We start from the raw sequence: 21,291 nt of genomic DNA on the forward strand, positions 1-21,291 counted from the left end.
GCATGGCGGGGAAGCTTGATCTGGATCCGCGGGTGGTGCGCGAGGCGCGCGCTCTCGCGGCGCGGGCGGGGCAGCCCGTGGTCGACCTCGCGCGCTCGCACACGACGGTGTCGGTGGAGCGTGCGGTGCTGCGCCTGGCCGGGGTGCGCGGGGCCGACTCGGACGGCATCCCCTGGGTGAACCGGCTCGTCGACGCGGTGCGCGCGGACGTGGGGCTCGAGCACGGGGTGGCCGTGCCGGTGTTCCACGCGATGCGCGGCACCGGCGTCGACGATGTCACGGTGCTGGCGCAGAAGGCGGCCGCCGGTGCCGTCCGATTCGACGTACCACCGAAGAAAGCGGAAGCCACGGCGGCCCGCCGCCTGGCGAAGAGGGCGACCAGCGACGGCCTGAAGACCATCGACCGGCGCCGGGCCGAACGTGACCGCATGATCAAGCGGTACGGGGATCCGGCGCGTCGGCCGTGGATCTATCTGATCGTGGCCACCGGGGACATCCTGGAGGACATCCCGCAGGCGCAGGCGGCGGCGCGGGCCGGCGCCGACGTGATCGCGGTGATCCGCTCGACGGGGCAGTCGCTGCTCGACTACGTGCCCGAGGGCGCGACCCGGGAGGGGTTCGCCGGCACGTACGCGACGCAGGAGAACTTCCGGCTGATGCGGGCGGCGCTGGACGAGACGTCGAAGGAGCTGGGCCGTTATGTGCGGCTGACGAACTACGCGTCCGGGCTGTGCATGCCGGAGATCGCGGCGCTGGCCGGCATGGAACGGCTCGACATGATGCTGAACGACTCGATGTACGGGATCCTGTTCCGCGACATCAACCCGATCCGCACGTTCGTCGACCAGCGGTTCTCCCGTCAGGTGCACGCCCGCGCCGGCATCATCATCAACACCGGCGAGGACAACTATCTGACCACGGCCGACGCGGTCGAGGCGGCCCACACGGTGACGGTGTCGCAGCTGCTCAACGAGTTCTTCGCGCACGAGGCGGGCCTGGCGGACTGGCAGCTGGGCCTGGGGCACGCGTTCGAGATCAACCCGGAGCTGCCGGAGTCGTTCCGGATGGAGCTGGCCCACGCGCTGCTGGCCCGCGAGTTGTTCCCGGACGCGCCGCTGAAGTGGATGCCGCCGACCAAGCACATGACCGGCGACGTGTTCCGCGGCAACCTGCTCGACGGTTTCTTCAACCTGGTCGGCGCCCTGACCGGCCAGGGCATCCTGCTGGTCGGCATGATGACCGAGGCCGTGGTGACGCCGTGGCTGTCGGACCGCGACATCGCGCTGCAGAACGTCCGCTACGTGCTGCAGGGCGCGGGCAACCTGCACGAGGACTTCGTGCCGGCTCCGGGCGGTTTCATCCAGCAGCGCGCCCACGGCGTGCTGGCCGAGGCCGTCGACCTGCTCAAGCGCATCGAGGGCGACACCCTGCTCGACGCGATCGCCGACGGCACGTTCGGCATCATGAAGCGCCCGGCCGACCGCGGAAAGGGTTTGGACGGCGTCGCCAAGCACGCCGAGGACTACTACAACCCGGTCACTGAAATGCTCGAAGGGCCGCGGTGAGGACGGACAGGCGCCCGATCTTGCGATTTACTTGCAGAATGATGCTGCTGGGTGTCGTGGGAGCCTGTCATGCTGCGTAGCTTTCAGGTCGGGAACCACCGTTCGCTGCGGGCGGAGCAGGAGCTGCTGCTGATGCCGTCGTACGCGGGCGCGGGCCCCGTGGTGCCGGTCGCGGCCGCATTCGGGTCGAACGCCTCCGGCAAGTCCAATCTGCTGGACTCCCTGCGCTGGATGCAGAACGCGGTCCTGCGCTCCTACCGGTTCTGGGAGCCCGAATCAGGCGTGCCGCGAACGCCGTTCAAGCTCGACCCGGCCGCTGGGCAGCAGCCGTCCGGTTACGCGGTCGATCTGATCGTGGACGGCGTTCAGTTCGTGTACGGCTTCTCCGTGACCGGCGAGGCGGTCACGGAGGAGTGGCTGCACACTTACCCGCACGGCCGCGAGCGGGTGATCTTCTCCAGGGAGGGGCAGTCCGTCAAACTCGGTTCGACGGTGCCCGAGCGCCGCGGCCGGGCGGAGGTCTTGAAGAGCCTCCTGCGCGAGAACGCCCTCCTGCTCAGCACGGCCGTGCAGGCCAACCAGGAGGAGGTCCTGCCGGTCTACCGGTGGTTCCGTGACGGCCTTCGCGTCTTGGAGACGCGACGGTCGTGGGCGCGAACGGCAGGCGTCATGACCGATCGCTTCCTCGACGCAATGCGGCGCTACCCGGAGTTCGTCGAACTCATCAAGGTCGCCGACGTGGGAATCACCGGCGTCGAGGCGGTGCCGGCGACCGACCCTGGACGCCTGCTGAGGGACCGCCTCCAGGACGGAACTCCGCAGCAGGAGGTCAGCTTCGTGCACGGTGACGGCGATGTCCGCCTCGGCATGGAGGATCAGTCCGACGGAACGCTGGCCTGGGCCGACCTGGTGATCGCGGCACTGTCCGCAGTCGAGGTGGGCGCGGTCCTGGCCATCGACGAGATCGACGCGAGCCTTCATCCGAGGCTCACCGCTCGGCTGATCGAGTTGTTCCGCAGCGCGGAGGTCAATCCGCGGGGCGCCCAGCTCATCTTCACCTCGCACGACGCCACTCTGCTCGGCACAAGCCTGGGCGGCGAGGTTCTCAAACGCGACGAGATCTGGTTCGTGGAGAAGGAGGACAACGCCTCCCGCCTCTACCCGCTGTCCGACTTCCATCCGCGCAAGGGAGAGAACTGGGAGCGGCGCTACCTGGCCGGCAGCTACGGCGCGGTCCCGGTCACCTTCACCGGCTCCGCGGTCGACTCGGTGCTTGCCGCCCGCGAAGGACGACCCGATGCCGCGGCGTAGTCCCGTGGGCGCTCGCCGCTCGTCGGTCCGGCCCGAACGGCGTTCGGTTCTGGTGGTGGTCGGCGCCGAGAAGACCGAGACGGCCTATCTGAAGGGCCTTGCTCGCCGGTTCCGCCTGGGCGCGGTGACGATGGACATCGTCGAGAAGCCGGGCGCGCCGGATCAACTGGTCTCGTATGCCCGGAACGTCTATGGCTCGGAGGGGTACGGCCAGATCTGGTGCGTCACAGATGTGGACCATTACGAACGAGAAGGCGGCAAGGTCACCGCCGCCGCCGCGATCGCCGCGAAATCGGGGATCGAAGTGGCCGTGTCCAACCCGTGCTTCGAACTCTGGCTGCTGCTGCACCATGAAGCGTGCACCGGCTTCTGCGCCAACTGCGGCGCGGTGGAGAAGAAGCTGAAACGCAGCCTTCCCGCGTACGACAAGACCCGGTTGCGATTCGACGACTTCGCGGACCGGTTGGAGGACGCGATCGCCCGCGCCAAGGTGCTCGAACCCTCCGGAACCGATCACGCGATCAACCCCTCGACCGGCGTCTGGCGGCTGGTCGGTGCTCTCTTGGAGAAGGAATGACCATCGTTCGCCCGTATGGGGACACGACCGGGGACGGGATGGTGCAGCTGTCGTTCACGCTGCCTGTGCCGCATGACAAGCGGGCCGAAGGGGCCGCTGTGCAGTTGGCCAACAAGATGGGGATGGATCCGGCGCTGCTGGTGCACGCCAAGCCGATGGGCGACGGGTTCACGTTCTTCGTCGTCTACGGGCGGGTCAACCATCTCGTCGACACCGATGCGGTGCAGGTGGTGGAGCGCGACTATCCGCTGCTGAGCGCCAAGGAGGTCAACGCGGTCATCAAGCGGCGGATGCGCCGGCGGCTCAACGTGGTGGGGGCCTGCATCGGCACCGACGCGCACACGGTGGGCATCGACGCGATCCTCAACCTCAAGGGGATCGCGGGGGAGAAGGGCCTGGAGTACTACCGCGAGCTGTCGGTGACCAACATGGGCGCGCAGGTGTCGGTGCCCGATCTGGTCGAGACGGCCCGCGCGCAGAAAGCCGACGCGGTGCTGGTGTCGCAGGTGGTGACCCAGCGCGACGCGCATCTGCAGAACACCCGGGCCATGTCGGCGGCGTTCCGTGAGGCGCTGCCGGCCGGCAAGCGGCCGCTGCTGATCGTGGGCGGGCCGCGCTTCGACGAGCTGATGGCGGCCGAGCTCGGCGTCGACCGGATCTTCGGGCGGGGTACGACTCCGCGCGAGGTCGCTTCGTACCTTGTTCACGCGCTTATCGGGAGCCCGAATTGATCACTGTGACGCACCAGCGGTACGTGCCGTACTCGCACGCCCACTACGCCGGGAATCTGGTCGACGGCGCGTACTCGCTGGGGTTGTTCGGCGACGTGGCGACCGAGGTGTGCATCCAGCTCGACGGGGACGAGGGCCTGTTCGCCTCGTACGACGACGTGCAGTTCAAGGCGCCCGTGCAGGCCGGCGACGTCCTGGAGATCACGGCGACGGTGGTGAAGATGGGCACCCGCTCCCGGAGGATCGAGTTCGAGTCGCGGGTGGTGTGCCGGGGCACCGGCGGATCGGGCGCGATGGTCCTCGAGACGCCGATCGTGGCCGTGTCCGCCACCGGGACGGTCGTCGTGCCGCCGAAGAATTGAGCGACACCGTCACGTGCGTCGACGTCGGCTCGACGTACACCAAAGCCGCTCTGATCTCTTTGTCCTCCGCGCGCCTGGTGCGCCGGGCCGAGGTGCCGACAACGTCCGCGAGCGACGTTCTGGCCGGGCTGGACGAGGCGGTCACGGCCGTCGGTGGTGTCAATTCGCCGCTGTACGTCTGTTCGTCCGCCGGGGGCGGCCTGCGGCTCGCCGTCGTCGGCTACGAGTCGCTCGTGACCGCCGAGGCCGGGCACCGGGTCGGCCTCTCGGCGGGCGCGCAGGTCGTCCACGTGGCGGCCGGCCCTTTGCGTGGCTCCGGCATCTCCGATCTGCGAGCGGCGCGGCCCGACGTGATCCTGCTCGTCGGCGGCACCGACGGCGGTGACGGGGACGTGCTGCTGCACAACGCGCGGCGGCTGGGAAACGCCCGGATCAGGGTGCCGGTGGTGGTGGCCGGCAACGCCGACGTGCGCTCGGCGGCGGCCGCCCTGCTGTACGGCCCGGTCACCCTCGCCGCCAACGTGCTGCCGAAGATCGGCGTGCTCGACCCCGGACCGGCCCGCGCCGCCATCCGTGACGTCTTCCTCCAGCACGTGATCGGCGGCAAGCGCCTGTCCAGGGGCAAGCGCTTCACCTCCCTCGTGCGGGCCGCCACCCCCGACGCCGTGCTCGCCGGCGTCGAGCTGCTGGCCGACGTCACCGGCGCCGGCGTCCTCGTCGTGGACGTCGGCGGCGCCACCACCGACGTCTATTCGGCCCTGCTGCCGGACGCGGAGAGCGAGTCCGGCCCCCGCCGGGACGTCGCGGGCACCCTCTGGCGCTCCCGGACCGTGGAGGGCGATCTGGGGGTCGCCGTCGGCGCCGAGGGCACGATCGCCGCGGCCGCCGCCGAGAAATTGGCACGAATAGAAGACGGTGACCGTGGGTTAGCCGCGGCGGCCGCCACGATCGCCCTGCGGCGGCACGCGCGCGGCCACTCGTCCGGTCCCGGTCAGCCCCGCACCGGCGGCCGCGACCTGCGCGACGTGCGCCTCGTGGTCGGCTCGGGCGGGGTGCTGCGGCACGGCGGCGGCGCATATGTGCTGGACGCGGTCCTGTCCGACACGGCCGGGGGATGGGCCGCCCCGGCCGGGGCGCGCACCGTCGTCGACGAGCAGTACGTTCTGGCCGCCGCCGGGCTGCTCGCGAATGATCACCCTCACGTCGCGGCGACCCTGGTGAACAGCCTGTAGCTCGATCGGGTACAGGACATGACACGCCGGGGAACGCGACACGCCCGAGCCCGGGGGCGGCGGTTGACAGGGGGGCGGGGGAGCGACGTACCGTCGTCCAATCCTGAGCACGGCAGCGGCTCTGTTCGCTCCGTTCCTTCACCCACTGGCCCGCAGTCCTCGCAGGGGTCGCGCGTTCAGCCAGGTCCAGGGGGTGGGGGTCGGCGGGGCGGCGGCGGACCGGTCGCGACCGCGGTGGGGCAGGGGAGTGAGCGGCGCCAGTAGACAACGGCACGCCGGCGGGCAGCCAGCCCGGCGCGGGCCGGTCCGAAGGTGACCGCGACCTCCGGCTGTTCCCACCGGCCGTGTCCAGGAGACGGAACCAGTTGTGAGGCGCGGTCTTCCAGGGCCGCGCCTCTTCGCGTCCGCGCCGTTATCGGCTGCGGGTAGCCTCTCGCGGGTGGAGATGACGTTGCAGCCCCCCGCTGCGCCGCTGGTCACGGCGCACACCGACCCGCCACGCCCCGTCCGGCGGCGGTACGCGTACGCGCTCACCGTGCTCGCGGGTCTCGCGCTTCTCGTCGCGCTCCCTCCGTACGGCCTGTGGTGGCTCGCGCCGGCCGGTGTGGCCCTGCTGGCCGTGGCCACCCACCACCGCCGCCTCGGCGGCGCCTTCGGCTTGGGTTTCCTGGCCGGAGCCGTGCTGTTCGTCCCGCTGCTCGACTGGACCCGCATCGCGGCCGGCTGGCTGCCCTGGATGCTGCTGGCACTGGCCGAGGCCTGCTTCGTCGGGCTCACCGGTGCCGCCATCGCCTGGCTGTCGCCTCTGCTCGACCGGTGGCGGGCCCTGTGGCCGCCCGTGCTGGGCCTGCTGTGGGTGGCACAGGAAGTCGCCCGTGACCGGGCCCCGTTCGGTGGCTTCCCGTGGGGGCGGCTCGCCTTCAGCCAGGACGAGGCGCCCGCGCTGCGGCTGGCCGCCTGGGGTGGTGCCCCACTGGTCACCTTCGCCGTGGCGGCGGCCGGAGGGGCCCTTGTGGCGCTTCTGTGGCGGCGCCGGTGGGCGCTGCCGGCCGCCGGCTACCTGGCGGCCCTGATCGCGCTGATCGCCGGCCCGCTGCTCGTGCCGGTGGCCAAGGCCGACGGCCCCACCCAGACGGTCGCGGTCGTGCAGGGCAACGTGCCCCGCCTCGGCCTCGACTTCAACGCTCAGCGCCGCGCCGTGCTCGACAACCACGTGAAGGCCACCAAACAGCTCGCCCTCGACGTGGCCGCCGGCAAGGCCGCCAAGCCCGACCTGGTGGTGTGGCCGGAGAACTCCAGCGACATCGACCCGCTGCGCAACGCTGACGCCGCCCAGCAGATCTCCGACGCCGCCGACGCGATCGGCGCGCCCATCCTGGTCGGCACCGTGCTGCGCACCGACAAGCCGGCCGACATCAAGAACGCCGGCATCCTGTGGAACCCGGGCACCGGCCCCGACCTGGGTCAGGTCTACGTCAAACGGCACCCGGTGCCGTTCGCCGAGTACATGCCGCTGCGCTCGGTCGCCCGGTTCGTCTCCGACAAGGTCGACCTGGTCAAGAACATGCTCGCCGGCGACCACCCCGGCGTCATCCGATCGGGTGCCCTGAGCATCGGCGACGTCATCTGCTTCGAAGTGGCGTACGACGACATCGTCCGCGACACTGTGGTGGGCGGCGCGCAGGTGCTGGCCGTGCAGACCAACAACGCGACCTTCAACGAGGCCGAGGCCCGCCAGCAGTTGGCCATGGTGCGGTTGCGGGCCGTCGAGCACGGCCGTGAGGCGCTGATGGTGTCCACCGTCGGGGTGTCGGCCTTCGTCGGCACGGCCGGTCAGGTGTACGACTCCAGCGGCTTCAACGTCGGCGCGGTGATGGTGCGTGACATGCACGTGAGCGATACGACTACGCTGGCGACTCGTTTGGGCCATTGGCCCGAGATGGTCATGGTCGCGTTGGCGATCGTGGCCCTGGCCGGTGCGCTCCCGATGCGGCGCCGCCGGCGTACGACCAGCGACGATGCGGAGGCACGGTGAGCGAGGCGGAAGGCTACCCGGGGGTGGGGCGGGTCCTCGTGGTGATCCCGACCTACAACGAGGCGGACAACATCCGTTTGATCACCGAGCGGACGCGCCGTGCCGTCCCGTCGGTGGACATCCTCGTGGCCGACGACAACTCGCCCGACGGCACCGGCGCGATCGCCGACGAGATCTCCGCCGCCGACGACCACATCTTCGTGCTGCACCGCGCGGGCAAGGAAGGTCTCGGCGCCGCCTACAAGGCCGGTTTCGCCTGGGCCAAGAACAAGGGCTACGACGCGGTCGTCGAGATGGACGCCGACGGCTCGCACGCCCCCGAGGAGCTGCCGAAGCTGCTCGACGCGCTGCGCGAGACCGACGCCGTGCTGGGCACCCGCTACATCCCCGGCGGCAGCGTGCACAACTGGCCGCTGCACCGGCTGCTGCTCTCCCGCGGCGGCAACATCTACATCAAGATGGCGCTGGGCATGCCGTTCAAGGACGCCACGGGCGGCTACCGCGCCTACCGGATGCCGGTGCTGGACGCCATCAACGTCGAGACGGTCGCCTCCACCGGCTACTCGTTCCAGGTCGAGCTGGCCTGGCGCACGTACAAGGCGGGCTTCCGGATGGCCGAGGTGCCGATCACGTTCACCGAGCGCGAACACGGCGTCAGCAAGATGAGCGGCAACATCTTCAAGGAACAGCTGCTCAGGGTCACCCTGTGGGGCGTGCAGGCCCGCCGTGAGAGCCTGCGGGCCCGGTTCGGCAAGAGCCGCCGCGAGGGTTCGACCTGGCCGTGACCGGGCATCGGCGTGGCATGCTTGAAGCCTGACACCGGAGGTCCCTATGCGCCGTCGAGGCCTGGCTTTGCTTCCCGCGGGCCTGTCATTGCTGGCGATCGCCGAGATCGTCGTGTTCATCCTGGTCGCGCACGCCATCGGTGGCGGCTGGGCGATCCTGCTGGCCGCGGCGGCGAGCCTGACCGGCATGGCGCTGCTGCGCCGTGAGGGCATGAAAGGCTGGCGGCGCTTCCAGGCCGCGTCGGTCGAGGGCCGCCCACCGGGCGACGAGGTGATCCGCTCCCTGGTCGGCCTGGGCGGCGCCCTGCTGCTGGCCATTCCCGGCTTCATCACGGCCGTGGCCGGCCTGCTGCTCCTGCTCCCGCCGGGCCGCCAGCTGGCCCGCCGCGGCGTCGAGCGCTACGCCACCCGTTTCGTCGGCTTCGACGCGTTCGGCCCCCGCAAGGTCCGCGTCCGCCCCGGCGACCCCATCGTGGTCATCGACGACCAGCAGCCCCCGGCCACCCGCACCCCCGCCGCCGCCATCGAGGGCGAGATCGTCGAGGGCGAAGTCCTGCGCTGACCCCTCACGCGCCGACACGCCTCCCGGCTTTCTCCGCCCCGGTCGGCCACGCCGGCTCCGCGCTTCGCGAACGCGAAAGGGCCGTTCCGGATTTTTCCGGAACGGCCCTTTCGCGCTTGATGTGTTACCGGCCCCGACGGGTCCGGACCTCCTGAAGGCGCTCGTTGAGGATGTCCTCGAGCTCCGAGATCGAACGCCGCTCCAGGAGCATGTCCCAGTGGGTACGCGGCGGCTTCGCCTTCTTCTGCTCCGGCTCGCTGCCGTCGACCAGGCGGGCGACGCTGCCGTCGAACTTGCACTCCCAGGTGGTGGGCACCTCGGCGTCGACGGCGAACGGCACCTCGAACTGGTGACCCTTGACGCAGAGGTACTCTCGGGTCTGCCGGGGCGCCAGCTCCGTGTTGCGGTCGGACTCGTAGCTGACCGCGCCAAGACGGCTGCCGCGCAGCATGCGTTCGCCCATGATTGGCTTCCCCTCGCTCGTGGTGCTGCTCTCGTTGGTGTAACGAAAGGGGCGGCCGCGGGATTCCTGCGGTCGCCGGTGTCATCTGTGACGGCACTGTCGTTGTGACGGCAGTGTTAACGCTACGAGCGTAGCCGCCCGAGGCCCTTACCCGGCATACCGCACCCCCGCCGAAGTGGACCTTGGTCCACTTTACGGCCTATGGGTGTTCTACAGTTGTTGCGACTTCGGTCACTCGGTCGAGTATTTCCCGAATCGCCACCCCAGTTCCGCTCCTCGCCGGGCAATATTCGTCCGGTGGTCGCTCGAGATGAGCAGTCTTCACCCACCTCACCGAACGGCCCCCATACCGGCTCCTTGCTCGCGCGATGTTGCCAGCGGCCCTGGTCGCGGGTCTCGATCGCGGTCCGGGTCGTCGGTCTCCGCGTAAACCACGCTGTGGATTCCGTCACGATCCAGTCCATTACGCGCCCTCCGCCCGATCGCGAGCGGGTCCTTGCAGCTTGTCGGCGGCCTTCGTTCCGTCGTGGTCCGGCCCGGAACGGATAGCCGCCGCTTTCCGGGCTGACCTCTGGGCTACGGCCCGCCTGGCTGTCTTCTCCGACTGGCTCGTCGCCTGGACCCACCTTCCACAGAACCCCCGGCCTTCCTGAACGACTCACAGCCTGTCCTCACTGCCACAGACTGGTGGGTCGGACGTTGCGGCGCGGCCTACCCCCGGCGCGGTCTTCACCTGCCGCGGCAGACCGTCCGTCGCAGGCGGGAGGTCCCCGCCTGCGCGCCGGGCCGTTGGATGGTCAGGACGAGAGGGACAGAGCTGGGCTGGACGGGCCGACCCGGAGCGGGGCCGGGCTAAAGCGTGCCGGGCGGGGCTGGGAGGGAAGGGCCGGCCTAGAGCGGTGCCGGGTGGGGCGGGGCTGGGTCGGACGGGCCGGACTGGAGCGGTGCCGGGTGAGGTGGGCTGGTCGGGGATGCGGCGGGGCGGGTGGTGCCCAGTGAGGCCAGGGCCGAGGCCAGGTCGCTGACCTGGGTGGAGAGCTGGGCGGCTCGGGTCTGTGCGGCTTCGGCCTCGGACTGGGCGGTGGCCAGGCGCCGTTCGAGGTCGGCGCGGTCGCGGGCGGCCCGGTCCAGTTCGTCGCGCAGGCCTCGCAGGGCGTCGCGTTCGGCTCGGGTCTCGGCGAGCTCGGCCTCGGCCGTCTTGCGGTCGTGGGCGGCGTCGCGGCGTACATCAGCAAGCGTCTTCTCCGCCGTCTCCCGCTGCTCGGCTGCTTCGCGCCGGGCGGTGACCAGGTCGGTGTCGAGGCGGCGGGCCTCGTCGCGGGCGGTGTCCCGTTCGCGGCGCAGCTTCTCACCGCGCTTGGCGGCGGCTTCGGCGTCACGCAAGGCGGCGGTCAGGTCCCGCTCGGCGGTTTCCCGTTCCCGTCGTACGTCCTGAAGCTCTGCCCGCGCCACCGACAGCTCGTCGCGGGCCGCGTCCCGGTCGGCTTCCGCCCGTTCCTTCAGCGCCACGGCGGCGGTGGCCTCCCGGCGGGCCTCGTCGCGTTCGGCACGGGCCTGTTCGGCGTCCTTGCCGGCCTGTTCGGCGGCGCGCGCGGACTCCTCGGCCCGGTGCTGCGCCTCGTCGCGTTCGGCGGTGGCGGCCGAGGCCAGCTGCTGCGCGGTGGAAGCCTCGGTGGCGGCCCGCTCGGCGTCACGGCGGGCCTCGTCGCGTTCGGTGTGCGCGGCGGCGATCTGCCCCGACGTCTCGGCCCGGATCTCGGCCACCTGCCGTTCGACGCCGGCGGGGGAGAGCTCGGAGTGCAGCGCCTCGGACAGCCCACCGACGAGCTGATCGAGCCGGTCGACGACCTCCCAGGTGCGGGCCACCTGCCCGGCCAGCCCCGGCGACGCCCGGTGCCGCATGCGAACGTTGCGGGAGGCGCGCTGGCACTCCCCGTCGTTGTCGCGGCAGTACCGGAACGGCCGCCCGGCGGACGAGCGCTGCGGAACAGGCCGTCCACAGTGAGCGCAGGGACGGGTCTCGGAGACGGTGTCGTTCTCGTTCATCGCGAGATCAACCCTAGGCCCCACAGCACCGGAGATCCCGCCACCACACCGCGCCCACATCACCATCCTAGGATGCCTTACAGGGTGTGCGCTCCGCCGCACACCTCAAACCCAAAGAACAAAAAGGAATCAACGGCATCCCGCCATTTGCTTTGGCCCGTCAGCCGTCGTGAGAGCAGGGCGGCCGTCACCGCGTCGGCCGCGAGCAGGTGATGCAGGCGGGCGCCGCCCGGATTTGACGACTGCGGCCTCCGCGAGGCGCGCGGCGCGCGGCGCTGACCAGCGTCGGCGACGTCGTGATCGCCTCGACCGCGACGCCCGGGGTGCCGGTGGTGGTGCTGGCCCGCGATCCGGCGGCGCGGCCGGCTTAGCGGCCCGCCTCAGTAGCGACCAACTCCGCGGCCCGACATAGCGGCCCGGCTTAGCAGCGCCAGCTCCACAACGCGGTTGGCGGCCCGGCTCCGCGGCGGGGTTTGGCGGCGGGGTGGCGGCTCGGCTCCGCGGCGCGGTTCGGCGGTGCGGCTTAGCGGTGCGGCGAGTCGTGGCTTCGCTGTGGCCGGGGGTCAGAGGTAAGCGTGGGCGACGTGGAGCAGTCGCCACAGCAACGCTGTCAGCGCCGCGCACGAGATCAGGCCGACGAGCATGAGGGGCCAGTCACGCCACAGCCGGCGCGCGGTCGCCAGCCAGACGAGCACCACGAGCGGCAGCCCCAGGCGTACGGCGTCTGAGATCGTCGCCCCATGCAGGAGGTCGGCGACTCCGGTCAATGGGGCTGTCCATGGCGGTCCGATCGTGCGCAGGTACCAGCCTTCTCCGGACAGCAGCCCGCACGCGGCGCCGGCGGCGAAGGCCAGGGTGGCCAGTGTGAGCGCCGCTGCGGTGACGGCGGTTTTGGTTGTCGGCGTCGGCTGGGGTGGGGCTGTCGTGTGGTTCGGCAAGCCCGTGCCTCGTGTCGTCGTCAGTGGATGTCGTCGAGAAGTTTGATCCATGGTGTGGGGTCGGTGGCGTCGGGGTCGAAGATCTCGTGGGCGGCGATCATGGGGCCGTGGAAGCCGCGGATGTAGCGGATGTAGCGGTGCAGGGCGTCGGGTGTGCGGATGCCGAGGGTGTGGTGGCTGGTGTGGTAGACCTCGCCGCCGTCGTGGGTGTGGTCGCCGGGCTTGGGTTGTTCGGGGAGGCCGAGGGTTTTGTGGAGGGTGGTCCAGGCGCGGGGCCAGTCGGTGACGGGTGGGCCGAAGGCGGTGACGGGTGTGGCGGTGCGGCCGCGGAAGTGGCATAGGTAGGTGGTGAGGGTGGCGTTGAACAGGGCGATGCCGTGGCTCATGGCTTCGTATTCGTCGGCCCAGTCGTCGCCGGGGAGGAAGCCGCTGGTGACGGCGCGCAGGGTGGTGGCGGTGTGGTCGCTGGTTTCGATGAGGAAGTCGAAGGCTTGGAAGCGGCCGTCGGGTGTGGTGTCGGTGCGGTAGGCGAAGTGGTGGGGTGGGTCGTTGCTGGTGATGGTGGCTGGGGGGAAGGTGGTGCGGCCGAAGGCCGTACGGACGGTGTCGTGGTCTGTTTCGGTGGTGCCGATGTACCAGGAGGAGATGCCGGGTCCGGTGGCGATGGCGTTCCAGAGGTGGTCGGGGTCGGTGTCGACGGTGGTTTCGTGGTGGATCTCGTAGTCCTTGCCCATGGTTATTTCTCCTGGTCGGCGGTGGAGTCGAGGGCGGGGTGGACGGCGAGGACGAGGCGGTGTTTGCGGCCGGTGTCGCTGTGGTAGCGGGCGAGCAGGGTGGTGATGCTGGCGGTGAGTTCTTCGGCGAAGGCGGCGCGGTCGGCGGGGGTGGCGAAGCGGATCTCGCCGTCGAGGGCGTAGGTGGCGAGGCGTTGCCGGGCGGTGGTGGCGCCGGTGATGAGGGTGCCGACGTCGCGGACGAGGCGGGCGGCGAGGGCGAGCAGCCAGCGGGCGGAGAGGCGGTCGGGGGCGCGGGTGGGGTCGGGGGCGACGGTGGGCAGGGCGTTGGGGGAGATGACGTAGGAGTGGGCGGTGGCTTGCATGAGGCGTTCGGTGACGTTGCCTTTGCGGCGTTCTTCGACGAGGTGCACGAGGCCGTGGTGTTCGAGGGTGCGCAGGTGGTAGTTGACTTTTTGGCGGGGTAAGCCGATTTTGGCGGCGAGGGTGGTGGCGGAGCCGGGTTCGGCGAGTTCGGCGAGTAGGCGGCTGCGGATGGGGTCGAGGGAGATCTCGGCGGCGGCGGGGTCCTCGATGACGGCGATGTCGTGCATGGGTTCGACCTTTTCACCGAAAAGAAAAGCTGTCCAGGTTTGCTAGGTGAGGGTGGCGGCGATGACGGCGCGGGTGAGTCGAGGGTTGACCAGCACGTCGGTGTTGTCGATGACCTGGTCGGCGCAGCCGGTGAAGGGCAGGGCGCGCAGGGTGGGGTCGGTGATGGCGTCGCGCAGGGCTTCGGCGAAGCGTTCGGCGCCGATCACCATGGAGCCGCGGTCGTGGAACTGGCGGCGGTTGGGTCGTTGTTCGGCGCTGAGGCCGAGGTCGTTCTGCCGGAGGGCGGCGATCTCCAGGGCGGCGCAGAGGGCGTTTTCGCGGTCGGCGGGGTCGGCGGTGCGCAGGGCGGCGAGTAGTGATGCGGCGGTGAGGTCGCCGGGCAGGGCGCGGGTGAGCCATTTGGCGTACGGGGGCCAGGTGCGGTCCTGGAGCAGGATGAGGCGGGCCACGTCGCGGGACAGGCGGGCGGTGAGCATGCGGGCGCCGAGTTCGTCACCGATTTCGGCGGCGCGGGCGGGGAAGGGTTCTTCCTGGCCGATGCGCTGCCATTGGCAGGCCATGATGTAGCGCCAGATGTCCGGCGGGTACCAGGAGAGGCTTTCGCGGGCGGCGGTGAGCACGTCGCCGGGGTCGTGGAAGACGGCGCCGCCGGTGAATTCGGCGAGGCGTTGCCAGGGTGTGGCGAGCCAGTCGAGGAGCCGGGCGCCGCCGGCCGGGTCGAAGCCGAGCAGGTCGCGGCACCAGGTGGGGAACGGCTGGATGCGGATGTAGTGGTCGACGTCGCCGTCGGTGTGGGCCATGGTGCGCACGCGGGCGCCGGGTGGTTCGAAGTGGGTGGGCCAGCCGCGGACCTGTTTGGGCAGCCGGCGGGAGAGCATGTCGTGCAGGTCGCCGGGGTCGTCGACGAACAGTTCGAGGCGGGGTCCCCAGTCGTGGTCGGTGGAGCGCTCGGTGTCGAAGCCGAGCACGTCGGAGCCGGGCCCGAGCCGGGCGGCCGCGTGGGGAAGGTCGCCGAGCAGGGGTCGTACGGCTTCGAAGTAGAAGTGGCGGGCGAGGGTGAGACCGGACTCGAATGGTGGCATGGGCGCACGGTATCGGGCGCCCATGCCAAGATCCGGAGTTGTCCACAGACTTTCGTCTGTCCACAGGGGGGCTTGCGCCGGGTTACGCGGAGGGCACGGCTTCTCGCTGCGGCTGGGTGGCCGGGGTGCGGCGGGCGGTGAGCAGGGCCGCGAAGGCCAGGCCCAGGGCGGTCCACAGCAGGACCTGGGTGCCCAGTGAGGCGATCCGGAAGCTCCACAGCAGGTCGGCCGGGAACGTGTCGGGGACCTCGTTGATGGTGGGCAGCAGGGTATAGCCGACGACGACCACGATCAGGAAGGCGGTCACGGCGGCGATGGCCTGGCGCCATTCGGCGTGCTGGGTGCGGGCCGCGACGACCGACGCCCACACGGCGACCAGGCCGATCACGAGGATGGCCAGGTAGCTGATGGTGCGCTGGTTGATGGTGGCGGGGTCGCCGACGGCGGGTGGGTTGGGCGGATATTTGACGTACGGCACGAGGACGATGCCGAGCAGGGCGGCGCCGGCCAGGCTGAGCGCCGCGCGGGTGTCGCTCGGGGTGCGCAGGCGGCGGCGCAGCAGGGTGTACGCCGTGGCGAGCAGCCCGCCCATGGCCGCGCCGTACAGGGCGGTGGCCAGGAACAGGCCGCCTTTCTGCCCGTTGCGGCTGACCAGTTCCTCGTCGTGGTGGTCGGCTTCGCCTTGTGCGGCGGGTGCGGCGTGGGCGTTGGCTTCTTCGATGGCGATGGCGGCGTCCACCTTGGGTTCGCCGAACGCGTACGCGAAGCAGCCGGCCAGCAGACCGGCGATGAGGCCCGCGAGCAGGCCCCGGAGCAGGAGGGCGCCGTATCCCGGCGCGGGTTTGGCGGTGGTCAGTGGCACGGGACGCCGAGCAGGTGGCGGCCGTCGTGCATGAGCTCGTGCAGGAACATGCCGCTCTGTGAGACCGCGCCCTGGTCGAAGGCGACCAGGTAGGTGAGCAGCAGCATGAGGGCGACGACGGCGAGGGCGGTCCAGAGCAGCCGCGCGGAGATCGCGGGGGTGCTCAGTGGGCGGACCGGCTGGGCCTTGGGCATGGTGGGGGAACCTCCTGCCGGGATGACGCGTCCCGTTCGAACGGACTGCGACGCGTGAGCGTCCTGACTCACGGCTTCCGTTGCCGGATGCCGTTCACAGTGGCGCGACCGCACCGGAGTCTCACCGGTTTCCCTCACGACGCCGCAGATGGTTTCCACAACCTAGCTGTGAGCGACCTGAACGCACAACCGGCGGCGGGCGGGTCTTGTCGCACCCGGCCGATACCATCCATCCGAATCGTTGAAAGAGGTGCGCGATGCGGTGGCGCGGGGTCCTGGCCGCGACGGCGGCGGCCGTGGCGGTGCTCGCCGTGCCGGCGCCGGCGAGCGCGGCCGTGGTCTGCCAGCGGCAGGAGGCGCCCGCCCCGGTCGCCGCGGGTGTGCCGGTGGAGGATCAGGTGTACGCGCCGAAGCGGCTGGCCGGTTTCGCGACCGGTAAGGGCGTGCGGGTCGCGGTGATCGATTCCGGGGTGGACGCCACCCATCCCCAGCTGCGCGGACATGTCGCGCCCGGCGCTGATTTCCTGCACGGTGACGACAACGCCCGGCAGGACTGCAAGGGTCACGGTACGGCCGTGGCGAGCATCATCGGGGCGATGCCGGCCCGTAACACGGGTTTTCAGGGGCTGGCCCCCGACGCGGCGATCCTGCCGTTCCGGATCACCGAGCAGGAGGTGATCGACGGCAAGGCGGTAGGTGATCGGGGCAGCCCGGTCCAGTTCGCGCAGGCGATCGATCTCGCCGTCGACCAGGGCGCCGACGTGATCAACATCTCGCTGGTGATGACGTCGGACAACGCCGCCGTGCGGGCTGCGGTCGCTCGCGCCGTCCGGGCCGGTGTGGTGGTCGTGGCGGCCGCCGGCAACGACGCGCAGAAGGGCAACCCCGACCCGTTCCCCGCGAAGTACCCGGGGGTCATCGGGGTCGGCGCGGTCGGCGCCGACGGCACGGTCGCGACGTATTCGCAGCGCGGTGAATACGTCGACCTGGTCGCCATCGGCAACGACGTGACCGGAGCGGACGCGGGCGGCCCCGGTCACCGCCGGCAGTCGGGCACCAGCTTCGCGGCCCCGTTCGTGGCGGCCACGGCCGCGCTCATCAAGCAGCGTTTCCCCGAGCTGAGCCCCGGCGAGGTCCGGCAGCGCCTGATCGCCACCACCGACCCCGCCCCCGGCGGCAGTGTGAGCGCCGAGTACGGCTTCGGGCTGCTCAACCCGTACCGGGCTGTCACCGGCACGCTCGGCCCCCGGCAGCAGGCCCAGCCGGCGCCGGAGTCGATGACCGTGGACGACCCGGCCGCCGCGGCCCTGGCCGCCCGCCGCGCCGACTCCCAGCACCGCGCCTTGCTGTTCGCCGCCGTCGTCTCCGGCATCGTCGTGCTGCTGGCCCTGATGGCCGTCATCGTCCGCCAGGGCCGCCGCCGAGGCTGGCACCCCGCAACCCCACCGGCCGCCGACTGACGCGCCCAGCGCCACACCTGGAGCCCACCGGTCGGCGACTAACCCCGTCCGACGCCACACCTGGTCGATGCGGCGGCCGCCGCACCATCTGCTGGCCCCAGCCAGCGCTCAGGCTGGCCCTGGCCAGCGCTCAAAGACGGCCAACGGCTCAAAGACGGCCAGCGCTCGAAGCCCGATGACGCCTGGCCGCGCCCGTTGAAGGAACGCAGGGCCCGCCCTCCCATCGGGGGCCCCCGTCCTGCTCAAGTCTGACGCAAAAACTGGAGATCATGCGGAAACGCCGGCCGTCCTGTGGACAACCGGCGCTCTGTGGATAACCCGGCCGACCGCGGACAACGCCGTAGCCTGGGGTGGAGCCGCGGGCGGGGCCGTGTCGAGATGCAAGCCGGCGGCGCTCGGCCGCACAGCCCGCCGGTATGTCGGGTGTGCGGTCGAGCGCCGGACCGGTGCCGCCAGCGGAGGCCGGAGTGCTGCGCTGAGCGACTCGGCAGAGGGTCTTACAGGGGGCGCAGGGTCACCAAGGCGATGCCGGGATTCGGCAGGTCCAGCACGACGTCGGCGCCGGGGGCTATGCGGCGTGGCGGGTCGGCTTCGGGGAGGTGGTCGGCGGCGTGCAGGGCGGTCCACTGCTCGGGGGTGGGCCATTCGCCGCTGAAGTGGGTGGTGATGTTGCCGTGGGTTCGGTCGACCCGCCAGACGCGCAGCAGGTGGGGTTTGTCGAGGTGGGGGCGGAGACGGATCGTACGGGCGAGGTCGGGGGAGCCGTTGACTTTGGAATGGTCCAGGGTGCTGTTGTTCAGCAGGATGCCGAGGCCGCCGTCGCGGTAGCGGGACGCCCAGGCCGTCACCAGGCTGCCGGCGCCGTCGCCGGTCACTTCGGCTGGTAGTTCGTCGGGGCCCAGGCGTTCGGCCAGTGACAGCGCCCAGAATTTGGGTTTGGCCAGGTTGCCGACTGTCAGCAGGCCGAAGCCGCCGTGCAGCAGCCGTGGCGGGCGGCCCAGTTCCTCGAAGTGGTCGGAGGCCACCCACGGGGCCAGGGCGTGCATGCGGCCGGCGGCCGAGTACATTCCCTTGAGCAGGAACGCGGCGGCGAACACGCTGTCGTTGATGTCGCTGCCGTGGGTGGCCGTCACTCCCCACTCCGTCCACAGGATGGGGCGGTCGCCGGCCAGCGGGCGTACGTCCAGGGGGATCGTGCCGTACACGTGGGTGGAGACGAAGTCGCCGGGGGGCTGCTGTTCGACCCAGCCGACGGCCGCTGTCGCCGGGCCGCCGACGCGCAGGGACGGGTCGACGTCCTTGACCGCCCGGGCCGTCACCTCGTAGAGGCGCCAGTACTCGGCGGGGGTGCCCGACCAGAAGACGGACAGGTTCGGTTCGTTCCATACCTCGAACCACCAGTGGTCGCGGACCTCGTCGAGGCCGTACCGGTCGACCACGTGGGTGGTGAAGGCGCGGATCAGGTCGGCCCAGCGGTCCCAGTCGCGGGGCGGGGAGATGATCCCGCGGTAGGTGAAGACCGTGCGTCCGGGGTCGCGGGCCAGGTCGCGGGGCATGAAGCCGAACTCGACGACCGGGGTCAGGCCAAGGTCGCGGACCGTGTCGTAGATCTGGTCGAGGCGGGTGAAGTCGCCGGCGGCGACGCCGACGTCGTCGCCGAGGATGTGGTGGGCGCGGACCGTGCGGACGCCGAGCTCGTCGTGGACGCGGCGCAGGGCCTCGCGGAGTTCGGCGCCGATGGGGCGGCCGCCGGTCTCGTCGGTGGACAGCAGGTGGCTCAGGTGTTCGGAGCCGACCATGGCCTGCCAGACGCGGTGCAGCGGGCGGGTGTCGGAGCCGACCGTCACCACCACGTCCGATTCGTCCGTGGCGTCGACGGGGACGGGGTCGGACAGTGGGCCGAGGGCGGTCACGGTTTGCAGAGCGGCCACCGCGTACCAGCCGCCGCGGCCGTCGGTGGTGTCGGCGTACGGGCCGTGGGGGACGGCCAGGACGTCGCCGCCGCCGTGGTCGACGACCTCGAACGGGCCGCCGGGGGAGGCGGCGCGGTGCACGGCGTAGCCGATCGCGCCGGGCACCGGCTGCCAGTCGACGGTCACCAGTGCCCGGCCGGCGACGGCGGAAACCCCGGTGGGTGCGGGCAGGGAGGCTTGTTGCGGTTCTCCGGGCGTACGGTCCTGAGCGCCGCCCCCGCCCATCAGAGCCGCCCAGCCGGCCCGTGCCTGCTCCTCGATCGTCATCAGCGGCCTCCGCGCAGCTGCGGCAGTTTCTGCCCGGCCGGGATGTTGAAGGTCTCCGCGGCCAGCAGCGGGCGCACCGCCCGTTCGAAGGCGGGTGTCACGAACGCTTTCTTCAGCACGTCCCGGGCGAGATAGTTGCCCAGCGCCCCCATGATCATGGACTGGTCCAGGGACAGGTAGCGCGTGGCGACCGTGCCGGAGCGGACGGCTACCGCGTCGTAGAAGCCGCCGGGCCCGTACGACGGGAAATCGGTCTTGATCCTGGCCAGGTTGGCCCGGACCGGGCCGGGCGCGTACGGCAGGGCCAGGAACGCGGCGTGCGGGGTGATGACACCGTCGCCGTAGACGGCGGCCGGGCCCGGCGGGCGGCAGTCACCGAAACCGGCGTCGTAGCGGCCGCCCTGCACGTCGGACGGGTAGCCGTCGGTGTCCATGCCCATCGCGTCGACGCCGTAGACGCCGTATCCGCCGAACGGGTTCGACGCCGGGGAGAACCCCCAGTAGCCGTAGCGGGCGTCGCCGAGGCCGTGCTCGATCTGCGCGGCCACCGTCGCCGGGTGGTTGCGGCCCCAGCTGCGCGGCCCCCACGCCGTCTCCGGGACGAAAAGGTCGGGCATGAGCGCCTCGAACATGTCGCCGCCCCAGCTCGGCACGAACGTGATCCCCCGGTAGCGGTAGGAGCCCTCGTACACGGTCCGGCCCAGGTGGGTGGTGGTGAACCCGGACGGTTTCATCTCCTGCCACGCGTAGTCGCAGCTGTCGGGCAGGGTGCGCATCGTGTCGTAGTAGGCGGTGGCGGGGATCTGCCCGGCGCCGATGCCCAGATAGGTGGCGATCCGCGGTTCGGTCACCGTGATGTCGTAGTGGTTGCAGGTGAACCAGACGCCGTTCTGCGGCACCGAACAGCCGGGCGGGGCGGTGTCCCAGAATCCGCCGCGGATCAGCCCGCGCGTGCCGATCGGTGACACCGCGGCCGGGTTGAAGTAGAACCCGAAGTTCATGTCGCCGAGAATCGCGCCGGCCTGGCCGCGCAGGGACGGGAAAGCGCCCTGTACGACCCGCAGGGACGCGGCCAGCCATCCGTTGTCGACCGAGGACAGGAACGGCGTCACCGACGTGCCGTCGGGCAGAACGGTCAGGACGGCGCCGGTGTGCGGGTCGTACCAGTTGTAGAACATTCCGGACGCGGTGTGGTGCTTCAGCGACGCCAGCGTGGACAGGGTTTTCGCCACCCGGGCCGTCGCCTCGGCCGGGGTGATGATTTTCAGTTCGCGGGCGACCACGGCCGACCACATGTAGCCGCCGATGTTGGTCGGTGACGTGTACGCCGACGGGGTGGACAGGTCACCGGGGATGTTGTCGGCCACCAGGCCGGTGGCCGGGTCGGTCATGGCCACCAGCGAACGCCACGTGTCGCGGGCGTAGCCGCGCAGCGGGTCGGCGCCCGCCTGGGCCACGGTGGCGCCCGAGAGGATCAGAGCCAGGACGAGAAATGGTACGAGCAGACGTCGCATGGTG

Annotated in this window: 20 protein-coding genes and 1 riboswitch; of the genes, 10 read left to right on the forward strand and 10 right to left on the reverse strand. The window is 71.1% G+C overall.

Annotation, left to right across the window (positions count from 1 at the left end; genetic code table 11):
- The first annotated feature begins 2 nt into the window (after positions 1-2).
- The 9 genes from kamD (at position 3) to ACQP2X_RS24315 (ending at position 9,160) form a co-directional block, all read left to right on the forward strand.
- Positions 3-1,565 carry a lysine 5,6-aminomutase subunit alpha gene (gene kamD, locus ACQP2X_RS24275; protein WP_498700518.1) on the forward strand — a complete coding sequence of 521 codons (1,563 nt, stop codon included), beginning with the start codon at positions 3-5 and terminating at the stop codon, positions 1,563-1,565.
- A 69-nt stretch (positions 1,566-1,634) separates the two neighbouring features.
- On the forward strand, positions 1,635-2,876 hold the full coding sequence (locus tag ACQP2X_RS24280; protein ID WP_498700519.1) for an AAA family ATPase: 1,242 nt from the start codon (positions 1,635-1,637) through the stop codon (positions 2,874-2,876).
- Between the two features lie 4 nt (positions 2,877-2,880).
- Positions 2,881-3,453 (forward strand): RloB family protein, encoded by a 573-nt coding sequence (locus tag ACQP2X_RS24285; protein WP_498700521.1) that lies wholly within the window; start codon positions 2,881-2,883, stop codon positions 3,451-3,453.
- Entirely contained in the window at positions 3,450-4,184 is a 735-nt protein-coding gene (gene kamE, locus ACQP2X_RS24290; protein ID WP_498700522.1) for a lysine 5,6-aminomutase subunit beta, read from the forward strand. Before ACQP2X_RS24285 ends, kamE begins: the two co-directional genes overlap by 4 nt.
- Complete coding sequence (kal, locus tag ACQP2X_RS24295) at positions 4,181-4,546, forward strand: 3-aminobutyryl-CoA ammonia lyase (protein WP_498700524.1); 366 nt, start codon at positions 4,181-4,183, stop codon at positions 4,544-4,546. Before kamE ends, kal begins: the two co-directional genes overlap by 4 nt.
- Positions 4,543-5,778 carry a glutamate mutase L gene (locus tag ACQP2X_RS24300; protein ID WP_498700525.1) on the forward strand — a complete coding sequence of 412 codons (1,236 nt, stop codon included), beginning with the start codon at positions 4,543-4,545 and terminating at the stop codon, positions 5,776-5,778. Before kal ends, ACQP2X_RS24300 begins: the two co-directional genes overlap by 4 nt.
- A gap of 445 nt (positions 5,779-6,223) precedes the next feature.
- Entirely contained in the window at positions 6,224-7,813 is a 1,590-nt protein-coding gene (gene lnt, locus ACQP2X_RS24305) for an apolipoprotein N-acyltransferase (RefSeq protein ID WP_498700526.1), read from the forward strand.
- Positions 7,810-8,598 carry a polyprenol monophosphomannose synthase gene (locus ACQP2X_RS24310; RefSeq protein WP_498700528.1) on the forward strand — a complete coding sequence of 263 codons (789 nt, stop codon included), beginning with the start codon at positions 7,810-7,812 and terminating at the stop codon, positions 8,596-8,598. Before lnt ends, ACQP2X_RS24310 begins: the two co-directional genes overlap by 4 nt.
- A gap of 46 nt (positions 8,599-8,644) precedes the next feature.
- Positions 8,645-9,160, forward strand: coding sequence for an FxsA family protein (locus ACQP2X_RS24315; protein ID WP_498700530.1), 516 nt, complete (start codon positions 8,645-8,647; stop codon positions 9,158-9,160).
- Positions 9,161-9,284: 124 nt separating this feature from the next.
- Here ACQP2X_RS24315 and ACQP2X_RS24320 read toward each other — a convergent pair whose 3' ends face one another.
- The 8 genes from ACQP2X_RS24320 to ACQP2X_RS24355 all read right to left on the reverse strand — a co-directional run bounded on the left by ACQP2X_RS24320 (position 9,285) and on the right by ACQP2X_RS24355 (position 16,073).
- Complete coding sequence (locus ACQP2X_RS24320) at positions 9,285-9,623, reverse strand: RNA polymerase-binding protein RbpA (protein ID WP_020517072.1); 339 nt, start codon at positions 9,621-9,623, stop codon at positions 9,285-9,287.
- An 891-nt stretch (positions 9,624-10,514) separates the two neighbouring features.
- A complete protein-coding gene (locus tag ACQP2X_RS24325; RefSeq protein WP_498700532.1) occupies positions 10,515-11,669 on the reverse strand; it encodes a coiled-coil domain-containing protein in 1,155 nt (384 codons plus the stop codon).
- 563 nt (positions 11,670-12,232) lie between these two features.
- Positions 12,233-12,607: a hypothetical protein gene (locus tag ACQP2X_RS24330; RefSeq protein WP_498700534.1), complete on the reverse strand. Its 375-nt coding sequence runs from the start codon at positions 12,605-12,607 to the stop codon at positions 12,233-12,235.
- Positions 12,608-12,627: 20 nt separating this feature from the next.
- On the reverse strand, positions 12,628-13,341 hold the full coding sequence (locus ACQP2X_RS24335; RefSeq protein WP_498700535.1) for an SRPBCC family protein: 714 nt from the start codon (positions 13,339-13,341) through the stop codon (positions 12,628-12,630).
- A 2-nt stretch (positions 13,342-13,343) separates the two neighbouring features.
- Positions 13,344-13,934: an ArsR/SmtB family transcription factor gene (locus tag ACQP2X_RS24340; RefSeq protein WP_498700537.1), complete on the reverse strand. Its 591-nt coding sequence runs from the start codon at positions 13,932-13,934 to the stop codon at positions 13,344-13,346.
- A gap of 42 nt (positions 13,935-13,976) precedes the next feature.
- Entirely contained in the window at positions 13,977-15,017 is a 1,041-nt protein-coding gene (locus ACQP2X_RS24345; RefSeq protein WP_498700538.1) for a DUF4037 domain-containing protein, read from the reverse strand.
- 82 nt (positions 15,018-15,099) lie between these two features.
- A complete protein-coding gene (locus tag ACQP2X_RS24350; RefSeq protein WP_498700540.1) occupies positions 15,100-15,879 on the reverse strand; it encodes a CbtA family protein in 780 nt (259 codons plus the stop codon).
- Complete coding sequence (locus ACQP2X_RS24355) at positions 15,870-16,073, reverse strand: CbtB domain-containing protein (protein WP_498700541.1); 204 nt, start codon at positions 16,071-16,073, stop codon at positions 15,870-15,872. Before ACQP2X_RS24355 ends, ACQP2X_RS24350 begins: the two co-directional genes overlap by 10 nt.
- 7 nt (positions 16,074-16,080) lie before the next feature.
- A riboswitch (adenosylcobalamin (AdoCbl) riboswitch) is annotated at positions 16,081-16,234 on the reverse strand.
- Positions 16,235-16,330: 96 nt separating this feature from the next.
- On the opposite strand from ACQP2X_RS24355, the gene mycP reads away from it, so the two are divergent.
- Positions 16,331-17,533, forward strand: coding sequence for a type VII secretion-associated serine protease mycosin (gene mycP / locus ACQP2X_RS24360; protein WP_498700544.1), 1,203 nt, complete (start codon positions 16,331-16,333; stop codon positions 17,531-17,533).
- A gap of 497 nt (positions 17,534-18,030) precedes the next feature.
- Here the strand turns inward: mycP and ACQP2X_RS24365 are convergent, their stop codons facing one another.
- Both ACQP2X_RS24365 and ACQP2X_RS24370 read right to left on the reverse strand, forming a co-directional pair.
- A complete protein-coding gene (locus tag ACQP2X_RS24365; RefSeq protein WP_498700546.1) occupies positions 18,031-19,773 on the reverse strand; it encodes a GH39 family glycosyl hydrolase in 1,743 nt (580 codons plus the stop codon).
- Positions 19,773-21,287 carry a glucoamylase family protein gene (locus ACQP2X_RS24370; protein ID WP_498700548.1) on the reverse strand — a complete coding sequence of 505 codons (1,515 nt, stop codon included), beginning with the start codon at positions 21,285-21,287 and terminating at the stop codon, positions 19,773-19,775. The genes ACQP2X_RS24365 and ACQP2X_RS24370 overlap by 1 nt, the downstream gene beginning before the upstream one ends.
- Positions 21,288-21,291 lie beyond the last annotated feature (4 nt).

The sequence above is a fragment of the Actinoplanes sp. CA-131856 genome (assembly GCF_050956135.1).
GTDB lineage: Bacteria > Actinomycetota > Actinomycetes > Mycobacteriales > Micromonosporaceae > Actinoplanes.